Origin of the sequence: Microbacterium sp., from assembly GCF_043427715.1 — a bacterium.
Classification (GTDB): Bacteria; Actinomycetota; Actinomycetes; order Actinomycetales; family Microbacteriaceae; genus Microbacterium.
The window spans coordinates 54,379-71,518 of the sequence record NZ_JBHWTD010000065.1; the positions used below are offsets into that span (position 1 = coordinate 54,379).

The 17,140-nt window shown below is 69.0% G+C and carries 23 protein-coding genes; 3 read left to right on the forward strand and 20 right to left on the reverse strand.

Features of this window, described 5'->3' with window-relative positions:
* Positions 1 to 29: 29 nt before the first annotated feature.
* The gene (locus tag ACHFGS_RS06745) at positions 30 to 1,100 is read left to right on the forward strand and encodes an AI-2E family transporter (protein WP_394279566.1); all 1,071 of its coding nucleotides are present in this window, start codon (positions 30 to 32) and stop codon (positions 1,098 to 1,100) included.
* 2 nt (positions 1,101 to 1,102) lie between these two features.
* Here ACHFGS_RS06745 and ACHFGS_RS06750 read toward each other — a convergent pair whose 3' ends face one another.
* From ACHFGS_RS06750 to rpsB, 8 genes are all read right to left on the reverse strand, one after another.
* Positions 1,103 to 1,384 carry a hypothetical protein gene (locus ACHFGS_RS06750; protein WP_394279565.1) on the reverse strand — a complete coding sequence of 94 codons (282 nt, stop codon included), beginning with the start codon at positions 1,382 to 1,384 and terminating at the stop codon, positions 1,103 to 1,105.
* A gap of 3 nt (positions 1,385 to 1,387) precedes the next feature.
* Positions 1,388 to 1,942, reverse strand: a complete 555-nt coding sequence (locus ACHFGS_RS06755) for a transglycosylase SLT domain-containing protein (RefSeq protein ID WP_394279564.1) — start codon at positions 1,940 to 1,942, stop codon at positions 1,388 to 1,390.
* Between the two features lie 218 nt (positions 1,943 to 2,160).
* A complete protein-coding gene (locus ACHFGS_RS06760; RefSeq protein ID WP_394279563.1) occupies positions 2,161 to 2,718 on the reverse strand; it encodes a DivIVA domain-containing protein in 558 nt (185 codons plus the stop codon).
* On the reverse strand, positions 2,715 to 3,737 hold the full coding sequence (locus ACHFGS_RS06765; protein ID WP_394279562.1) for a phosphatidate cytidylyltransferase: 1,023 nt from the start codon (positions 3,735 to 3,737) through the stop codon (positions 2,715 to 2,717). The genes ACHFGS_RS06760 and ACHFGS_RS06765 overlap by 4 nt, the downstream gene beginning before the upstream one ends.
* Positions 3,738 to 3,744: 7 nt before the next feature.
* Complete coding sequence (frr, locus tag ACHFGS_RS06770) at positions 3,745 to 4,299, reverse strand: ribosome recycling factor (RefSeq protein ID WP_394279561.1); 555 nt, start codon at positions 4,297 to 4,299, stop codon at positions 3,745 to 3,747.
* 55 nt (positions 4,300 to 4,354) lie between these two features.
* The gene (pyrH, locus tag ACHFGS_RS06775; RefSeq protein WP_394289297.1) at positions 4,355 to 5,074 is read right to left on the reverse strand and encodes a UMP kinase; all 720 of its coding nucleotides are present in this window, start codon (positions 5,072 to 5,074) and stop codon (positions 4,355 to 4,357) included.
* A gap of 85 nt (positions 5,075 to 5,159) precedes the next feature.
* On the reverse strand, positions 5,160 to 5,987 hold the full coding sequence (gene tsf / locus ACHFGS_RS06780) for a translation elongation factor Ts (protein WP_394279559.1): 828 nt from the start codon (positions 5,985 to 5,987) through the stop codon (positions 5,160 to 5,162).
* A 76-nt stretch (positions 5,988 to 6,063) separates the two neighbouring features.
* Complete coding sequence (rpsB, locus tag ACHFGS_RS06785; RefSeq protein ID WP_394279558.1) at positions 6,064 to 6,918, reverse strand: 30S ribosomal protein S2; 855 nt, start codon at positions 6,916 to 6,918, stop codon at positions 6,064 to 6,066.
* Positions 6,919 to 7,212: 294 nt separating this feature from the next.
* Between rpsB and ACHFGS_RS06790 the strand changes: the two genes are divergently transcribed.
* Positions 7,213 to 7,710, forward strand: a complete 498-nt coding sequence (locus ACHFGS_RS06790) for a murein hydrolase activator EnvC family protein (protein WP_394289298.1) — start codon at positions 7,213 to 7,215, stop codon at positions 7,708 to 7,710.
* Positions 7,711 to 7,746: 36 nt separating this feature from the next.
* Here ACHFGS_RS06790 and ACHFGS_RS06795 read toward each other — a convergent pair whose 3' ends face one another.
* The 9 genes from ACHFGS_RS06795 to ACHFGS_RS06835 all read right to left on the reverse strand — a co-directional run bounded on the left by ACHFGS_RS06795 (position 7,747) and on the right by ACHFGS_RS06835 (position 14,734).
* Positions 7,747 to 8,643, reverse strand: a complete 897-nt coding sequence (locus ACHFGS_RS06795; RefSeq protein ID WP_394279556.1) for a tyrosine recombinase XerC — start codon at positions 8,641 to 8,643, stop codon at positions 7,747 to 7,749.
* A 44-nt stretch (positions 8,644 to 8,687) separates the two neighbouring features.
* The gene (gene dprA, locus ACHFGS_RS06800) at positions 8,688 to 9,860 is read right to left on the reverse strand and encodes a DNA-processing protein DprA (protein WP_394279555.1); all 1,173 of its coding nucleotides are present in this window, start codon (positions 9,858 to 9,860) and stop codon (positions 8,688 to 8,690) included.
* The gene (locus tag ACHFGS_RS06805) at positions 9,857 to 11,386 is read right to left on the reverse strand and encodes a YifB family Mg chelatase-like AAA ATPase (RefSeq protein WP_394279554.1); all 1,530 of its coding nucleotides are present in this window, start codon (positions 11,384 to 11,386) and stop codon (positions 9,857 to 9,859) included. Before ACHFGS_RS06805 ends, dprA begins: the two co-directional genes overlap by 4 nt.
* The gene (locus ACHFGS_RS06810) at positions 11,383 to 11,745 is read right to left on the reverse strand and encodes a YraN family protein (RefSeq protein ID WP_394279553.1); all 363 of its coding nucleotides are present in this window, start codon (positions 11,743 to 11,745) and stop codon (positions 11,383 to 11,385) included. Before ACHFGS_RS06810 ends, ACHFGS_RS06805 begins: the two co-directional genes overlap by 4 nt.
* A 99-nt stretch (positions 11,746 to 11,844) precedes the next feature.
* Positions 11,845 to 12,168: a DUF2469 family protein gene (locus tag ACHFGS_RS06815; RefSeq protein WP_036309185.1), complete on the reverse strand. Its 324-nt coding sequence runs from the start codon at positions 12,166 to 12,168 to the stop codon at positions 11,845 to 11,847.
* A 41-nt stretch (positions 12,169 to 12,209) separates the two neighbouring features.
* Entirely contained in the window at positions 12,210 to 12,869 is a 660-nt protein-coding gene (locus ACHFGS_RS06820; protein ID WP_394279552.1) for a ribonuclease HII, read from the reverse strand.
* Positions 12,866 to 13,612, reverse strand: coding sequence for a signal peptidase I (lepB, locus tag ACHFGS_RS06825; RefSeq protein ID WP_394279551.1), 747 nt, complete (start codon positions 13,610 to 13,612; stop codon positions 12,866 to 12,868). Before lepB ends, ACHFGS_RS06820 begins: the two co-directional genes overlap by 4 nt.
* A gap of 139 nt (positions 13,613 to 13,751) precedes the next feature.
* Positions 13,752 to 14,099 carry a 50S ribosomal protein L19 gene (gene rplS / locus ACHFGS_RS06830; protein ID WP_394279550.1) on the reverse strand — a complete coding sequence of 116 codons (348 nt, stop codon included), beginning with the start codon at positions 14,097 to 14,099 and terminating at the stop codon, positions 13,752 to 13,754.
* Positions 14,100 to 14,260: 161 nt separating this feature from the next.
* Positions 14,261 to 14,734 carry an MFS transporter permease gene (locus tag ACHFGS_RS06835; protein ID WP_394279549.1) on the reverse strand — a complete coding sequence of 158 codons (474 nt, stop codon included), beginning with the start codon at positions 14,732 to 14,734 and terminating at the stop codon, positions 14,261 to 14,263.
* Between the two features lie 51 nt (positions 14,735 to 14,785).
* On the opposite strand from ACHFGS_RS06835, the gene map reads away from it, so the two are divergent.
* A complete protein-coding gene (gene map, locus ACHFGS_RS06840; RefSeq protein ID WP_394279548.1) occupies positions 14,786 to 15,568 on the forward strand; it encodes a type I methionyl aminopeptidase in 783 nt (260 codons plus the stop codon).
* Positions 15,569 to 15,591: 23 nt separating this feature from the next.
* Here map and trmD read toward each other — a convergent pair whose 3' ends face one another.
* Genes trmD through ACHFGS_RS06855 form a run of 3 tightly spaced genes read right to left on the reverse strand, consistent with a single transcriptional unit; the run spans position 15,592 to position 17,138 of the window.
* Positions 15,592 to 16,281, reverse strand: a complete 690-nt coding sequence (trmD, locus tag ACHFGS_RS06845; RefSeq protein WP_394279547.1) for a tRNA (guanosine(37)-N1)-methyltransferase TrmD — start codon at positions 16,279 to 16,281, stop codon at positions 15,592 to 15,594.
* A 1-nt stretch (position 16,282) separates the two neighbouring features.
* On the reverse strand, positions 16,283 to 16,906 hold the full coding sequence (gene rimM / locus ACHFGS_RS06850; RefSeq protein WP_394279546.1) for a ribosome maturation factor RimM: 624 nt from the start codon (positions 16,904 to 16,906) through the stop codon (positions 16,283 to 16,285).
* A 1-nt stretch (position 16,907) separates the two neighbouring features.
* Entirely contained in the window at positions 16,908 to 17,138 is a 231-nt protein-coding gene (locus tag ACHFGS_RS06855; protein ID WP_394279545.1) for an RNA-binding protein, read from the reverse strand.
* Positions 17,139 to 17,140 lie beyond the last annotated feature (2 nt).

Below are 17,140 nucleotides of genomic sequence, written 5' to 3' on the forward strand. Positions count from 1 at the left end.
TGAATCCAGACTCGTTGGAAGGTCGTCCCGTGAAGATCCAGCATCCCTTCAGCACCGCCCTCGCCGCCACCCTCGGTGTGGGTGTCGGCATCCTGATCATCACGGGCGCCCAGACGCTCTCCACCGTCCTGCTGTACGTCGGCACCGCCCTGTTCCTGGCGCTGGGCATCGATCCCCTGGTGACCTTCCTCGAGCGCCGCGGACTCCCCCGCTGGGGGGCACTGCTCGCGACCTTCGCGGGGATCCTCGCCATCGGTGCGGGACTCGTCCTCATGGTGGCGCCGATCCTCACCGGACAGATCGCCTCGCTGAGCGCCCTCATCCAGAAGACGGTGCAGAGCGCGATCGACGGCGAGTGGAACCCGATCAACGCCGCGCGCGACTGGCTCTCCGACACCTTCCCGCTCCTCGAAGTCGACCTGGTCCTGGACTACGTCAACGATTGGTGGACGTCGCTCAACTTCGCCGAGATCGGTGCGGAGCTCGGCACGGGCCTCCTCTCGCTCGGCGCGGGGATCGCGGCCTTCGTCACCGGCGCCATCATCGTGACGATCCTCACGATCTACTTCACGTCGTCGATGCGCTCGCTGAAGCGCTCGGTGTACCAGCTCGTCCCCGCATCCAGGCGCGAGCGATTCATCGACCTCTCCGATCAGATCACCGCTTCGGTGGGCTACTACGTCATGGGGCAGGTCACCCTCGGCGCGATCAACGGCATCCTGAGTGCGATCTTCCTCACGATCATCAACTCTCCCTTCCCTGCCGTCCTCGCCGTCGTGGCGTTCTTCTTCTCCTTGATCCCGCTCGTGGGAACCCTCACCGGCTCGGCGATCATCGTGCTCGTGTGCCTTTTCGCGTCGCCCGTGACGGCGCTGGTGGCCCTCGTCTGGTACCTCGTGTACATGCAGGTGGAGGCCTACCTCATCTCGCCTCGCATCATGAGCCGCGCGGTCTCGGTGCCCGGCGCGGTCGTCGTGATCGCCGCGCTCGCGGGCGGGTCGCTGCTGGGACTGCTCGGGGCGCTCATCGCGATCCCCGTGGCCGCGAGCGTGTTGATCATCTACCGTCAGGTCGTGATCCCCCGCCAGAACGAGCTCTGAGCTCAGGCGATCCGCCAGCAGGAAGTGTGCCAGTGGCGTCGCGCGGCGAGATCCGCCGCATCGCCGAGGACGCCGTCCGCGCGCCAGACGACCAGATGGGCGACGCCGACGGCGACCTGTCTGCCGCACCCCGGGCATGTGTACGCCTTCCGGGCCTGCTGCGCCGAGATGGGCTGCACGGTCCACTCGACGCCGCGACGGGTCTCTGAGCGCTTCCAACCCGCGAGCAGCCGATCGAAGGACTCGTCAGGCCCCGACGGGCGCCGCCGGTTCGAGCGGGGCACCGGTCAATACCAGCCGGAGCGCTGCGACTTCGCCCACGCGCCGCACGGCGTCGAGTAACGGCCCTGGATGTAACCGAGGCCCCAACTGATCTGCGTGGCCGGGTTCGTCTCCCAGTCGGCGCCGGCGCTGGCCATCTTGCTCCCCGGGAGCGACTGCGGGATGCCGTATGCGCCGCTCGACTTGTTGTAGGCGTTGACCCGCCACCCGGATTCCTTCTGCCACAGCGCGACCAGGCAGGCGAATTCGTCGTCGTTCCAGCCGCGGGCCCGCACCATGTCGTAAGCGATGCCCTGTGCGCTTCCCGGATCAGGGGTCACGAACGGCGGCGACCAGACCTTCGACGAACCGCTTCCGGCCGAGCGGGCCTGCTCGCTGGGAGCGGGGGTCGGTGTCGGCGTCGGCGTGGGTGTGATGTAGACGCTGTAGTCGCTCTCTCGCTCGAGGCCCACGACCGCCGCATCGCCCGCGCTGTAGACCTGCGCGTCGGCGATCGCGGATGCGTACAGCGAGGTGGGGTCGAGTGTGGCGGCCTCGGCAGGCGCAGCCAACGAGGTCAACGGGACAATGTACGCCCCGATGAAAGCGGCGGAGGCGAGGGTCGCGAAGACACTCAGTACTCCGCGCCTCCGGGACCATCGGGGCGCAGGAGCGACGGGACGGCGGACGGGACTCGCATCCCGGGTCGCTACCGTCGCCGTTCGGCGCAGCATCTCGTTTCCCGAAGTCACAATGCGTCCGATCTTATCGCCGAGCGAAGACTGCCACCACGGTGCACTCAACCCACCGACAGCATCACATCGACGACCGCGTCCAGCACGGCGTCGACCTGGGCCTCGTCGTAGCCGCCGAGCTGCATGCGGAACGCGACCGTCCGTACCTGCTCGATGGAGAGCCCCTCCCCGGTCTCGAGGTAGCGGGCGATACGTCCGGCGACGAGGTCGACCTCCTCGATCCGATAGCCGAACCTCAGCAGGGGAACGCGGCGGAAGCGACGACGCGCCGGACGCGACAGACGATCGAGGACTTCCTGCGCGAGCTTCCGAGAAGCCCCCACCCACGCACGTGCTCCCTTGCGTGAGAGGGCATCGGCGCGCTCGCGACGCGCGAAGGCATCCTCGATGCGTGCCAGTGCGGCATCCACCGGAGCCACGTCATACCCGTCGCGGACGAGCGGGAAGGCGGCAGCCCGCACCTGCGCGGCCGACACCGAGGGTTCAGCGGACTCGAACGCCGCTCGTGCCTCGGTGAGGAAGGAATCCACAGCGTCGGGGTCGTACCCCTTCGAACGGCCGCTCACGCGGGGGAAGGAAGCGGTGTCCTGCGTGTCCGTCATGCCAGAGCGCTCAGCGGGGAGAGAAGGAAGAACAGCGCGATGCCCGGCACCATCGAGGGCAGGATCGAGTCGAGTCGGTCGAGCACCCCACCGTGGCCGGGGAGAAAGGAGCTCATGTCCTTGATGCCGAGGTCGCGCTTGATGAGCGACTCCCCCAGATCTCCGAGGGTTGCGGACGCGAGGATGGCCAGGCCGAAGACGACGCCCGCCCATACGGGGAGCTGGAGCATGAACACAGCCAGCAGGACACCGGCGATGAGACTCGCGACCACCGCGCCGGCGAAGCCCTCCCAGGTCTTGTTGGGGCTGACCCGGGGCGCCATGGGGTGCTTGCCGAAGGCGATGCCGCTCGCGTACGCGCCGGTGTCCACCGAGACGGCGACGACCAGCACGGACAGCAGCCACAGTTCACCGTGATCCTGCTTCATGATGGCGAGGGCCAGCGAGCCGAGGAAGGCGACGTAGATCGGGACGAACCCGCTCAGCAGGGCGTCGGAGATGACGTCGCCGTACCGGCGCCCGTCCCGCGCCGCCATCTGTGCGATGAGGCGCCAGATGACGACGAAGACGACCGCCGCGAACGTGACGAGCCAGTGCGTCAGGTACCCCGCGAACACGGCGGCCATGATCACCACGCCCGCGAACAGCTGCGGCACGATGTCGATCCGCCGCCCCGCGTGCTGGAGCGCGCGCGAGAACTCGAAGATGCCCAGCAGGCACAGCGGCGCCGCGAAGGCGATGAACGCCCACTTCACGAACAGCAGGGAACCGAGCACGAGGGCACCGATCCCCGCGCCGATGAGGATCGCCATGAGGAGGTTTCGCCCCGACCGCTGGTTGATGCGGTCGTTGGCTTCTTCGAACTCGACCCGTGCGCGCTCGATCTGCTGCTCGAACTCCGACCGCGCCGCGCGCACATGCGCGGAGAACCCGGGATCCGCATCGCCGGAACGGCGAGCCGAACCCCGGGCGGCCGGAACCTCGGGCGCGCGCCCGGGATCCGATCCTTCGTCACTCATGAGTGGGTCAGACCTCGAGAAGCTCAGCCTCTTTGCGCTTGAGTGCCTCGTCGATGAGGTCGACGTGGGTCTTGGTGATCCCGTCGAGCTCCTTCTCGGCACGAGCGAGGTCGTCGTCGCTGACCTCGCCCTTCAGCGCGTCCAGCTCGTCCTTCGCCTTGCGGCGGATGCCGCGGACGTGGACCTTGGCATCCTCGGCCTTCGACTTGACGAGCTTCACGTACTCCTTGCGGCGGTCGGCGGTCAGCTCGGGCATCGTCACGCGGACGAGGTTGCCGTCGTTGGTGGGGTTCGCGCCCAGGTTCGGCATGTCACGGACAGCCTGCTCGATGGCCTTCAGCGCCGACTTGTCGTACGGCGTGATGACGAGCGTGCGAGCCTCGAGCGCGTTGATCGACGCGAGCTGCGCGAGCGGCGTCGGGGTGCCGTAGTAGTCGACCTGCACCTTCTGGAACAGCTGCGGGTTCGCGCGCCCTGTGCGGACGGTCGCGAAGTCCTCCTTCGCCGCCTCGACGGCGCGGTCCATACGGCTCTTCGTGTCGGCCAGGGTCTCGGCGATCACGGTCACTCCATTCGTCGGTACGTCCGGTCAAGTCTAGTCGGGGGAAGCCCGATCCTCAGACGCTGACGAGCGTGCCGATCGACTCGCCCAGCAGTGCACGGGTCACGTTGCCCGCCGGCTCCATGCCGAAGACGCGCATGTCCATGCCGTTGTCCATGCAGAGGCTGAAGGCGGTCGAGTCGACGACCTTGAGGCCACGCTGGAGAGCGTCGCGGTAGGTGATCGTGTCGATCTTCTCGGCCGCGGCATCCTTCTTCGGGTCGGCGGTGTAGACGCCGTCGACGCCGTTCTTCGCGACGAGGACTTCCACGGCACCGATTTCGAGCGCGCGCTGGGCGGCGACGGTGTCGGTGGAGAAGTACGGGAGGCCTGCGCCGGCACCGAAGATGACGACGCGTCCCTTCTCGAGGTGACGCTCGGCGCGGCGCGGGATGTAGGGCTCGGCGACCTGCGTCATCGAGATGGCGGACTGCACGCGCGTGGCGGCCCCGGCCTGTTCGAGGAAGTCCTGGAGGGCGAGGGCGTTCATGACGGTGCCGAGCATGCCCATGTAGTCGGCGCGGCCACGGTCCATGCCGCGCTGGCTGAGCTCGGCGCCGCGGAAGAAGTTGCCGCCGCCGACGACGACCGCGATCTCGACCCGGTCCACCGCCGCGGCGATCTCGCGCGCGATCTGGCTGACCACGTCGGGGTTGACCCCGAGCTGGCCGGCGCCGAACGCTTCGCCGGAAAGTTTCAAGAGGACGCGTCGGCGTCCGGTGTTCTCCTCGATCACGGAAGATCCTCTCGTCTGGTGAAGACTATCGAACGGCATGGAAAAGGGGTTCGCATCGAGTGATGCGAACCCCTTCCCGGATGACTTACGCGCCGACCTTGAAGCGGGCGAAGCCGGTGACGGTGATGCCTGCGTCGGCAGCGACCTTGGCGACGGACAGCTTGTTGTCCTTCGCGTAGTCCTGGTCGAGCAGAGCGACCTGCTTGAAGAAGGCGCCGACACGTCCCTCGACGATCTTCGGCAGGGCGGCCTCGGGCTTGCCCTCGTTGCGGGAGATCTCGGTGACGATCTCGCGCTCCTTCTCGACCTCGGCCTCGGGGACCTCGTCGCGCGACAGGTACGTCGGGTTCGCGAACGAGATGTGCTGCGCGATCGAGCGAGCGGTCTCGGCGTCGTCACCCGTGTAGGCGACGACGACGCCGACCTGCGGGGGCAGGTCCTTGCTCGTCTTGTGCAGGTAGATCTGGAAGGCGTCGCCGCTCAGCGTGCGCACGCGACGCAGTTCGACCTTCTCGCCGATGATGGCGGCCTCATCGTTGATGAGCTCGGCGACCGTCTGGCCACCGGCGTCGGCGGCGAGAGCTGCCTCGGTGGAGTCGGCGGCGGCAGCTGCGGCGGCAGCGAGGACCTTCTCGGACAGCGCGATGAAACGTTCGTTCTTCGCGACGAAGTCGGTCTCGGTGTTCAGCTCGATCATCGTGACCTTGCCGTCCTGCTCGAGCGCGGCCACCAGGCCCTCGCTCGTCGAACGGTCGGCACGCTTCGCGTTGCCCTTCGCGCCCTTGAGGCGCAGGATCTCGACGGCCTTCTCGAGGTCGCCGTCGGCCTCCTCGAGAGCCTTCTTGGTGTCGACCATGCCCGTGCCGAGCTGCTCGCGCAGAGTCTTGATGTCGGCGATGGTGAAGTTTGCCATGGGTGGCGGCTCCTCAGTTTCGGTGGTTGTTCCGGCGGGTGGCCGTCCCGGGTCATCGGGACGGCCACCGGAAGGATTACTCCGCGGACTTCTCCTCGGCCGGAGCCTCGGTCTCAGCGGCGGGGGCCTCGGTCTCGGCGGCGGGCGCCTCAGCTGCGGGCGCCTCGGCCGGAGCGGACTCGAGCAGCTCGCGCTCCCAGTCGGCGAGGGGCTCGGCGTCGGCGGACTCGTCGGTCGGCTGGTGACGCTGGATGAGGCCCTCGGCGGCGGCGTCGGCGATGATGCGGGTCAGCAGGCTGACCGAGCGGATCGCGTCGTCGTTGCCGGGGATCGGGAACTGGAACTCGTCGGGGTCGGCGTTCGTGTCGAGGATGCCGATCACGGGGATGCCGAGCTTCTTGGCCTCGTCGATGGCGAGGTGCTCGCGCTTGGCGTCGACGACCCAGATCGCGGAGGGGGTCTTCTGCAGGTTGCGGATACCACCGAGCGACTTGTGGAGCTTGTCGAGCTCGCGCTTCTTGAGGAGGAGCTCCTTCTTGGTGAAGCCGCTCTCTGCGGGGTTCTCGAAGTCGAGCTCCTCGAGCTCCTTCATGCGAGCGAGACGCTTGCTGACCGTCGAGAAGTTGGTGAGGAGGCCACCGAGCCAGCGCTGGTTGACGAAGGGCTGGCCGACGCGGGTCGCCTGCTCGGCGATGATCTCCTGGGCCTGCTTCTTCGTGCCGACGAAGAGGACGGTGCCACCGTGGGCGACGGTCTCGCGGACGTACTCGTACGCCTTGTCGATGTACCCGAGCGACTGCTGCAGGTCGATGATGTGGATGCCGCTGCGCTCGGTGAGGATGAAGCGCTTCACCTTCGGGTTCCACCGACGGGTCTGGTGTCCGAAGTGGACGCCGCTGTCGAGCAGCTGGCGAATGGTGACGACGGCCATGGCCGTTCTCCTGTTCTTTGGGTTGATTACGCCGGACCGGTGGTCTCGGCGAGCCTGGTGCCCGGCACATGCACCCGCTCCGGTGAGGGAGACCTGAGGGTGGGATGCCGCGTGTACGACGCCGAGAAAATCGGTGTCGCGCCGCTGTGGGCACGCGTAGTCACCCCGACATGCGAGGTGCCCTGCCAGTGTAGCAACATCGCGGGCTTCTCCCCGACGCTCGCCACGGCCGACTTCTCCCCCCGTCCGCCCCGGATCGCTCATCGGGAACCCGGGGTCACCGAGGGTAGCTCCATGACCACCGCTCGGGCGCTCGCAGCAGCCTTCCTCGCCACCGCTCTCGCCGTGGCGAGCGCCTCCGCACCGGATACGGAACAGCCGGATGTCGAATGGCAGTGGCCGCTGGCGGAAGCCGTCGTGGTCGAGCCCTTCGCCGCCCCGGCGCACCGCTACGGGCCCGGTCACCGAGGAGCGGATCTCCGCCCCGGCGGTGGCGACGGTGCGGTGCGGGCGACCGCGGACGGCGTCATCGCGTTCGAAGGCGCCGTCGCCGGGCGGGGTGTGATCACGATCGACCATGGTGATGGACTGGTCACGAGTGTCGAGCCGGTCACCTCCACTGTCAGCGAGGGCGATATCGTCGCGCGCGGAGACGTGATCGGGCATGTCTCGGCGGGCGGGCATGTTGCAGCGGGCATTCTGCATGTCGGGGTGCGGCACCACGGCGAGTACGTCAATCCGGAAGGGTTGGTGCGCGAGATCCCGCGGGCCGTGCTCCTCCCCTGCTGTTGAGCCCCGTCACCCTCGAAAACATCACCCTCGGCGACATCACGCCCGGGGGTGGGCGAGACGGTACGCGGACGCCAGACGCTCCGTGGAGACGTGGGTGTAGATCTGCGTGGTCCCGAGGCTCGCGTGCCCGAGCAGCTCTTGCACCGCGCGGAGGTCGGCGCCGCCATCGAGGAGGTGGGTCGCTGCCGAGTGGCGGAGGGAGTGCGGGCCGATGTTGTCCGTGCCGACCTGCGCGGAGAGTGTGCGGCGAACCACGTCGTAGACGGTGCGGGGGTTGATCCGTCCTCCCCGAGTGCCGAGGAACAGCGCCGTCCCCGAAGCTTCCGTCACGAAAGCAGGTCTCGCTCGGACCCGGTACGCCTCGATGGCGCTGAGCGCGGGAGCGCCGAGCGGGACGACCCGCTCTTTGGATCCTTTGCCGATCACGCGGACGGTCGCGTTCGACGAGTCCACGGATTCGAGATCGAGGCCGCAGAGTTCCGACACGCGGAGGGCGCCGCCGTAGAGCGTCTCCAGGATCGCCGTGTCGCGGAGCGCGTGGGGGTCGCCCCCAGCTCCGGCGATCCGGCCGGCATCGAGCACCTCAGCGAGGGTGGGCGCCGTCGCGACGGTGGGGAGGGTCCGGCCGCGCTTCGGGGTCACGAGGCGCAGGCTCGGGTCGGTGGCGCGATGACCTTCCTCGACGGTCCATGCGCAGAAGCCGCGGACGCCCGCCGTGCGCCGGGCCAGGGTGGAGCGGGCCATCCCGCGCTGCGTCGCCGCCCAGAGCCAGTCCCGGAGATGCTCGATGTCGACCTCTTCGAGCTTTCGGTCTCCGATCGTGGCGACGAGATCGGTCAGATCGCTCCGGTAGGCACGAACCGTCGCCGGCGACAACCGACGCACCGTGGCGAGGTGGTCGGTGTAGGCGGAGACGGCCGCGGAGATCAGCACCGTTCCAGGATCCCTCCCCGTCGGCGCGCAGGGGATGCATGCGCTCAGGCGTGTCGGTCGGTCTCGGCGCCGCGGAGCCACCGATCGCCTTGCCGACGTGCGAGTCCGTCGAGTTCCGCGAAACCGAGGAGCGTCTGCGCCTCGTCCTCCGAGAAGCCGGCGCGGCGGGCGACATCGCTGGTCATCCGCCCCGAGCGCGCACTGAGCGCGTCGAGGAGCCGGGTGCGGTCGTCGGTCCGGTCGGACGGGTGCTCGGCATCCGCTCCCTCGTGCCCGAGAAGCTCGAGGACCTCGTCGGGCGTCGTCACGCATCGGGCGTCGTATTCACGGAGGAGTCGATGACACCCCGCCGACGCGGCGCTCGTGACGGGCCCCGGCACGGCTCCGAGGGGGCGTCCGAGTGCCGCGGCATGGCCCGCGGTGTTCAGGGAGCCGGAGCGCCACCCCGCCTCGACGACGACGGTCGCATCGGACAGCGCCGCGATCAACCTGTTTCGCTGCAGGAACCGCCACTTCGTGGGGCTCGTGCCGCACGGCACCTCCGCGGCCACCGCTCCGCCGGCCTCGCTGATGCGCGCCAGGAGGGAAGCGTGGCCCGCGGGATACGGCCTGTCGACCCCGCCCGCCACGAACGCGACGGTCACCCCGCCTCCCGCGAGCGCGGCCCGGTGAGCCATGCCGTCGATGCCGTAGGCGCCTCCGGAGACGACGGTGATGCCCGCCCCGCCGACACCCGCCGCGAGTTCTCCGGCGACGTGCTCGCCGTACCCGGTCGCCGCCCGCGCGCCGACGAGGGCGACGGCGGCGCCCGTCGCGAGAGCCGCGGGGCTTCCCTGCACCCAGAGACAGCGCGGCGCATGCACGCCGAGATCGTCGAGGTGCCGGGGCCATTCCGGATCTGCGGGGGTGAGCAGCCGGGCTCCGCAGGTGCGAGCCCGGTCGAACGCATCGGAGATGCCGCTCCACCGAGGTGCCCAGCGGCGAACGCCCGCGACCCACGTCTCGTCGGCCGGCGCGGCGGATCCCGATCGCGCGGCATCGAGAGCACCCGCCGCCCCGAGCGCCTGGATCGCCGCTCCCGCGACGGCGTCACCGGGCTCGGTGAGGCAGGACCAGGCTGCATACGCGTGGCGTTCTCGAAGCTCGTCGGTGTCGAGTTCGGAAGCACCGGGAACGAGCCCCTCCAGCGATGCGACGAGCTGAGTTCTGGAGGTCATCGAGTGACTCCCCGCTTGAGGAAGAGCGCGCGACCGATGTCTTCCCGTGTCAATCGCTCTCGTCCGGCGAGGTCGGCGACCGACCATGCGACGCGGAGGACCCTGTCATAGCCGCGGATGGTGAGGGCACCGCGCCGGAGAGCCGTGTCAAGCGGTGCCCGTACGGCGGGCTCGGGTGCCAGCGGCCCGCCGCGGAGCCAGTCGCCGGTGACGTCGGAGTTCGTCGCCCAGCCGGTGCCGGCGAGCCTGCGGCGTGCTCGGACCCGCGCCTCGGCGACGAGCTTCCGGGCAGCAGCGGTCGTGAGACGCTCCGCATCCGGCACCGTCGTGACCGCGACCCGGGGCAGCTGCACCTCCATGTCGACACGGTCGATGAGAGGGCCGCTCAGCTTGCCGAGATAGCGACGGATCGCGAGCGAGGGGCACACGCACGCACCGCCCGGGACACCGTAGTTCCCGCACGGGCAGGGGTTGGTGGCCATGATCAGCTGGAACCTGGTGGGAAAGCTCGCTCGGAACCCTGCGCGATGGATCTCGATGCTGCCGCGTTCGAGGGGCTGTCGCAGCGCATTGAGGGTGTGCCCGCCGAACTCGCCGGCTTCGTCGAGGAACAGCACGCCGCCGCTCGCGCGGGCGATCGCCCCGGGCGCCGCCGCTCTGGTCCCTCCCCCGATCAGAGATGCCGCACTCGCGGTGTGGTGCGGCGCCTCGAACGGTGGGGTGCGGTGCAGCGCGGAAACCGGCAGCCCTGACAGTGACCGGAGCGCCGCTACCTGCAACGCGGCCTCGTCGTCCAGTTCGGGAAGGATGCCAGGCAGCCGCCGTGCGAGCATCGTCTTGCCGGCGCCCGGGGGCCCGCTCATCAGCAGATGGTGACGTCCCGCCGCGGCCACCAGGAGCGCCTCCACGGCGTCACGCTGTCCGATGACGTCTGCCAGTTCCGGCACCTGGGCCTCGTCGTCTCCCACTGCGGATCCCGCCATCGGGACGGGCTCCTGCTCCACGTGGGCGACGTCGAGTCCGTGCAGGCGCGCGACATCTCGCAGGCTCACGCACCCGTGCACGGACACGCCCGCAACCAGTCGGGCTTCCGCCGCGTTCGCTTCGGGCACGACGATGTGCTCGAATCCCGCCCTCGCCGCCGCGACGACAGCGGGAAGGATGCCGGGGACGGGGCGGAGCCTGCCGTCGAGTCCGAGCTCCCCCAGGTGCACGGTCGACGCGAGGGAGGCGCCGTCCACACCGAGCTCCGTGGCGACCGCGGCGATGGCGACGGCGACGTCCAGGCCGGTGCCGCGCTTGGGGAGGTTGGCGGGCGACAGGTTGACCGTCACGTGCCGTCGCGGCAGCGGCAGGTCACTGTTGGCGCAGGCGTTGTGGACCCGTTGCTGCGCCTCCCCGACCGCCTTGTCCGCCAGGCCGATGATCGAGAATCCCGGCACCTGGTTCGAGAGGTCCGCTTCGACCTCCACGAGGTCACCGGCGAGCCCGGTCAACACCACCGACCAGGTACGGCTGACGCTCACCGGAGATCCTCAAGATGTTCGACGACGGCCGTCGATGGATCAGGCCCGGTGACGCCGATCACATCCAGGCGCAGGCGCCTCCCCCGCGCCAACTCGGGATGGGCGACCACCCAGGCGCACGCCAGCCGCCACAGCCGATCGCGCTTGCGCGCGTCGATCGCCGCGAACGGGTGGCCGAACCATTCCGACCGGCGCGTCTTGACCTCGACGACGACGAGATGGCGCCCGCGCGCGGCGACGATGTCGAGCTCGCCGTCGCGCACCCTCCAGTTGCGGTCGAGCACGCGGTACCCGGCTCGTTCGAGATGGACGCGTGCGCGCTCTTCCCCGGCGCGTCCGAGGTCGTCTTTGGCTGCCATGCCACGACACTGGCGTCCTCAAGACCGCAGCAGCGCGCGGTGGGATCCACCGTGCACAACCGCCGGAGAGGAGAAGCTGTGGAGAAGGCGCGCGCCCGATCAGCCGTCGAGCGAGAGCTCTTCGGGGAGCTGGAAGTCCCGACGCTGCAGCTCCTCGACGTTGACGTCCTTGAAGGTGAGCACGCGCACCGACTTGACGAAGCGGTCTGCGCGGTAGATGTCCCAGACCCAGACGTCGTTCATGGAGATCTCGAAGTAGAAGTCGTGCTCGGTGTCTCGGCGGACCACGTTGACCTCGTTGGCGAGGTAGAACCGTCGTTCGGTCTCGATCACGTACTGGAACTGCCCGACGACGTCGCGGTACTCCTTGTAGAGGGCGAGCTCCAGCTCGCGGTCGTAATCCTCGAAGACTTCGTCATCCATGGTGATCCCATCCTACGAGAGCGACGCCGGCCCGGGAGCCGTCAGAACAGCGTCGGTGCGGCGGCGATGGACCACGACGCGCGATGGTGCGCGCTCAGGCCGTGCTCGGTGATCGCGGCGCGGTGCTCTGCGCTCGCGTACCCCTTGTTGCGCTCCCAGCAGTAGCGCGGGTGCTCGCCGTGCAGGGTGAGCATGTACTCGTCGCGCGCGACCTTCGCGATGACGGATGCCGCGGACGCCGACGCGCAGTCTCTGTCGGCCTTGATGACGGGACGGACCCCGTTACCGATGCGGGCGATCGGGGTGATGTAGTCGTGATTTCCGTCGAGGATGACCAGCGCATCATCCACGGCGACACCCTGCTGCCGGAGGGATTCGATCGCGCGGACCGCTGCGAGTCCGAGCGCTGCGATGATGCCGCGCTCATCCACCTCCGCGGCACTGGCCCATCCGACGGCGCTCGCCGGCACCCACGAGCGTGCTCGCTCCGCAACGGCGGCGCGGTGACGTTCGACGATGAGCTTCGAGTCCCGCAGCCCTTCCGGCACCCTGCGCCTGCTGAGCGCGGCATCCGCCACCGCGGCGCCCACGGCGACCGGGCCGGCCAGCGCGCCCCGTCCCACCTCGTCGCACGCGATCACGAGGGTGTGCTCACGCAGGAGCCTGCGCTCCAGGGTCAGCCTCGGCGCGACGACCGTCACGGCACGTCCCGGTACGGCACGCCGCGGAAGACCTCGTGATGCCCGTCGATCGGACCGAGCCGGTCGAGCGGCCACGTCTTGACGAACGCGCGCCCCACGATGTTCTCCAGCGGCACGAATCCGCCGCCGGGCTGGTCCTGATGGAAGCGCGAATCCTGCGAATTGTCCCGGTTGTCACCGAGCACCCAGACCGAATCCTCCGGGACCGTCACCTCGTAGGTGACCTCGCGGGGAGCACTCTGCGCGTCGGTCAGCTTCAGGTAGGGGGTCTCGTCGATCGGGATGCCGTTGACCGTCACCTGGCCGAGGGCGTTGCAGCAGACCACGGTGTCGCCGGGCATGCCGACGATGCGCTTGATCAGGTGCTCCTCGCTGTCGGACGCGGTGAGACCCACGAGGCCCGTCACCCATTCCAGCGCCTCCGCCAGCGGCGGCTGGGGCGGGTCGTAGGTCACCGGCAGCCAGCCACCGGGGTCGCGGAAGACCACGACGTCGCCGCGGTCGTACCCGCCGAAGCGCGGGGTCAGCTCGTCCACGAGGATCCGGTCCTGCTCCTGCAGGGTGTTCTGCATCGAACCGGACGGGATGTAGAACGAGCGCACCAGGAAGGTCTTCACGAGGAACGAGACCAGGACGGCGATCACGAGGATGATCAGCACGTCTCGGAGGAACGGCCACACTCCGCGACGCGGGCGCGCCCCCGCGGGAAGCTCCGAAGCGGGCGACGGGGAGTCCGAGGTCATGCTGTCCTTCACCAGCCCTGCCCCGGTTGGGAGGGCACATTCCAGGGTCGCACACCGGAGGGCGGGGACACGCCGCGGAGCACGGAAACGACGGATGCCCCGAGACCGAGGTCCCGGGGCATCCGTTGTGGAAAGGCGCTCAGTTGGCGCGCTTCTCCTTGATCTTCGCCTTCTTGCCGCGCAGGTTGCGGAGGTAGTACAGCTTCGCGCGACGCACGTCACCGCGGGTGACGACCTCGATGTGGTCGATCACAGGGCTGTGCACCGGGAAGGTACGCTCGACGCCCACCTGGAAGCTGATCTTGCGAACCGTGAAGGTCTCGCGCACGCCGTCGCCGGAGCGACCGATGACGACACCCTGGAACACCTGGATGCGCGAACGGTTGCCTTCGGTGATGTTGACGTGCACCTTCACGGTGTCGCCGGCGTTGAAGTCGGGAATGTCGGAGCGGAGGGATGCCGCGTCGACGGAGTCGAGGATCTGCATGATCGTCACTTCCTGCGACCGCCCCAGGTCGACCGCGAGATAAAAGGGAAAAAGGAGGTGGCGCCCGCGACGTCGAAGCGACGCCGTGCTCCCCTGAGGCAGAGACCGGTCAGGGCACAAACAACCATTCTGCCATGGATCGAAGCCCGCTCAAAACGCGGTCAACGTCCCTCTTCGCGGCGCTCCTCGATGACGACGACCCCCGCCTGCTCGCCCCTGCTGCCGGCTTCGGCCGCCGCCGTGTAGCGCCGGAACACCGCTGAAGGCCGCGCCTCCTGGAACAGCTGCCACAGGGAGGACCACAGGACGGCGATGTACACGACGATCGCACCGATCAGCAGCGGGATGAACCATGCCTCGGGGAAGAACCCCACGGCGATCGTCAGGACGTGCCACGCGGCGATGCCGGCGACGTCGAGCCAGGACACGGCGCCGCTGTGGCGCACCGTTCCGCGAGCACGGATGAGGAACAGCAGCACCAGTTCGCCGATCGCCACCGTCGGGATCGCGATGAGCAGCACCCACAGGAGCGCCCAGCCCCCGGCATCCGAAATGATCCATCCCACCAGGAGCCAGATCGGGAGGACGGCGGCGGCAGGAGCCAGCCACCGGAGCACTGCGCGACGGAGCCACATGCCTCGATGCTACGCCGACCCGTCAGAATGGAAGCTGAAGAAGGGAAACCCATGATCGAGCTGCGCACCCCCGCCGAAATCGAAGCGATGCGCCCCGTCGGCCGATTCGTCGCCGAAACCCTCGCCACCTTGCGGGACGAGACCAAGGTGGGCACGAATCTGCTCGCCATCGATCGCCGCGCGCACGATTTGATCCGTCGCGCCGGGGCGGAGTCCTGCTACATCGACTACCACCCCTCCTTCGGCGCGAGCCCCTTCGGGAAGGTGATCTGCACCTCGGTGAACGACGCCGTGCTTCACGGACTCCCCCACGACTACGTGCTCCGCGACGGCGACCTCGTCTCGCTCGATTTCGCGGTGTCGCTGAACGGCTGGGTCGCCGACTCCGCCATCTCGTTCGTCGTGGGCACGCCCCGCGACGAGGACCTGGCGCTGATCGACACCACCGAACGCGCCCTCGCCGCCGCGATCGACGCCGCCGTCATCGGCAATCGCATCGGCGACATCTCCGCCGCGATCGCCGGGGTCTCGCACGGCGACGGCTACTCGATCAACACGGACTTCGGCGGTCACGGCGTCGGACGCATCATGCACGGCGACCCGCACATCCCCAACGACGGCAAGCCGGGACGGGGGTTCCCGCTCCGGGCCGGACTCGTCGTGGCTCTCGAGCCGTGGCTGCTCCAGAGCACCGACCAACTGATCACCGACCCCGACGGCTGGACGCTCCGCAGTGCGGACGGCTCCCGCGGCGCTCACTCCGAGCACACCATCGCGATCACCGACGACGGTCCGATCGTCCTGACCGACCGTTCATTCCTCGGGGTCGACTGACGCCGACCTGAGCGGGCTCCCGATCAGTCGGGCAGCAGGTCGGGGCGCCGCAGCCGCGTGCGCTCCACCTGCTGATCCCGGCGCCACTGTGCCACACGACCGTGGTGGCCGCTGAGCAGGACGTCCGGAACGTCGTACCCGCGCCACGATGCCGGCTTCGTGTACGACGGGTATTCGAGCAGTCCGTCCTCGTGAGACTCCTCAACGAGGCTCTCGGGGTTTCCGACGACGCCGGGGATGAGCCGGCCGATGGCCTCGATCATCGCCATCGCGGCGACCTCTCCTCCGTTGAGCACGTAGTCGCCGAGGCTGACCAGCCGCACCTGACCGAGGGTCGAGGCGTAGCCGAACACGCGTTCATCGATCCCCTCGTACCGGCCGCACCCGAAGACCAGGTGATCGGCGTGAGACAGCTCACGGGCGGTCGCCTGGGTGAACCGTTCGCCCGCCGGCGACGGGAAGATGAAGACGGGCTCGGACGCGCCGCCGGCGGCGATCGCGTCGAGCGCCTCGCCCCAGGGTTCCGGCTTCATGACCATTCCGGCGCCCCCGCCGTACGGGGTGTCGTCCACCGTGCGGTGGCGGTCGTGCGTGTACTCGCGGAGGTCGTGGACGCGCACGTCGAGCAGACCTGCACCGCGCGCCTTGCCGAGCAGCGAGACCTCGAGGACGTCGAAGAACGTCGGGAAGATCGAGACGACGTCGATGCGCACGTCAGGCCTCGGTGGCGCCGTCCGCGGATTCGGATGCCGCGGCATCCGTCTCTGCCGGCGCGTCATCCTCGTCGCCGGCGAGTTCTTCGAACAGACCCGCGGGAGGGGTGACGAGGAGCCGACCGGCGGCGACGTCCACCTCGGGAACGATCGCCTTCACGAAGGGGACCAGCACTTCCCGGTCGTCGGTGGTGCGAACGGTCAGCAGATCCTGGGAGGGGAGGTGGTCGATCTGGGTCACGCGACCGATCACGGCACCATCACGGATGACGTCGAGGCCGACCAGCTGGTGGTCGTACCAGGCGTCCTCCTCGGGCGCCGCGTCGATCTGCTCCTGATCCAGCCACAGGATGGCACGGACGATCGATTCCGCAGCATCGCGGTCGTCGATTCCCTCCAGGAAGAGGACGGGGTGGGAGTTCATCCAGCGGAACTCGCGCACGGTCACGCTCTTGCCGTGCCACGGGGACGACTCGGGCACCTGCAGCGTGAAGACGGCGCCCGGAACGAAGCGTCCGTCGGGGTCGTCGGTGTAGAGCTCCAGCTTCAGCGCACCCTTGAGGCCGTGCGCTTTGACGAGTCTGCCGACTCGGAGCTGGGTGCGTGCGGGCTTTCCTGCCGACACGTCAGTCGTCCGCGACGTCGACGCGGACACGATTGCCGTCGGCAAGCGCGGACACGAGCGTCCGGAGAGCCTTGGCGGTGCGTCCGCCGCGCCCGATCACGCGACCCCGGTCATCGGGGTGCACGCGTACCTCCAGCACATCGCCACGAGGCGACGTGTGGGAACGGATGGTCACATCTTCGGGGTGATCGACGATTCCCTTGACGATGTGTTCGAGCGCGGCGGCCAGCAACG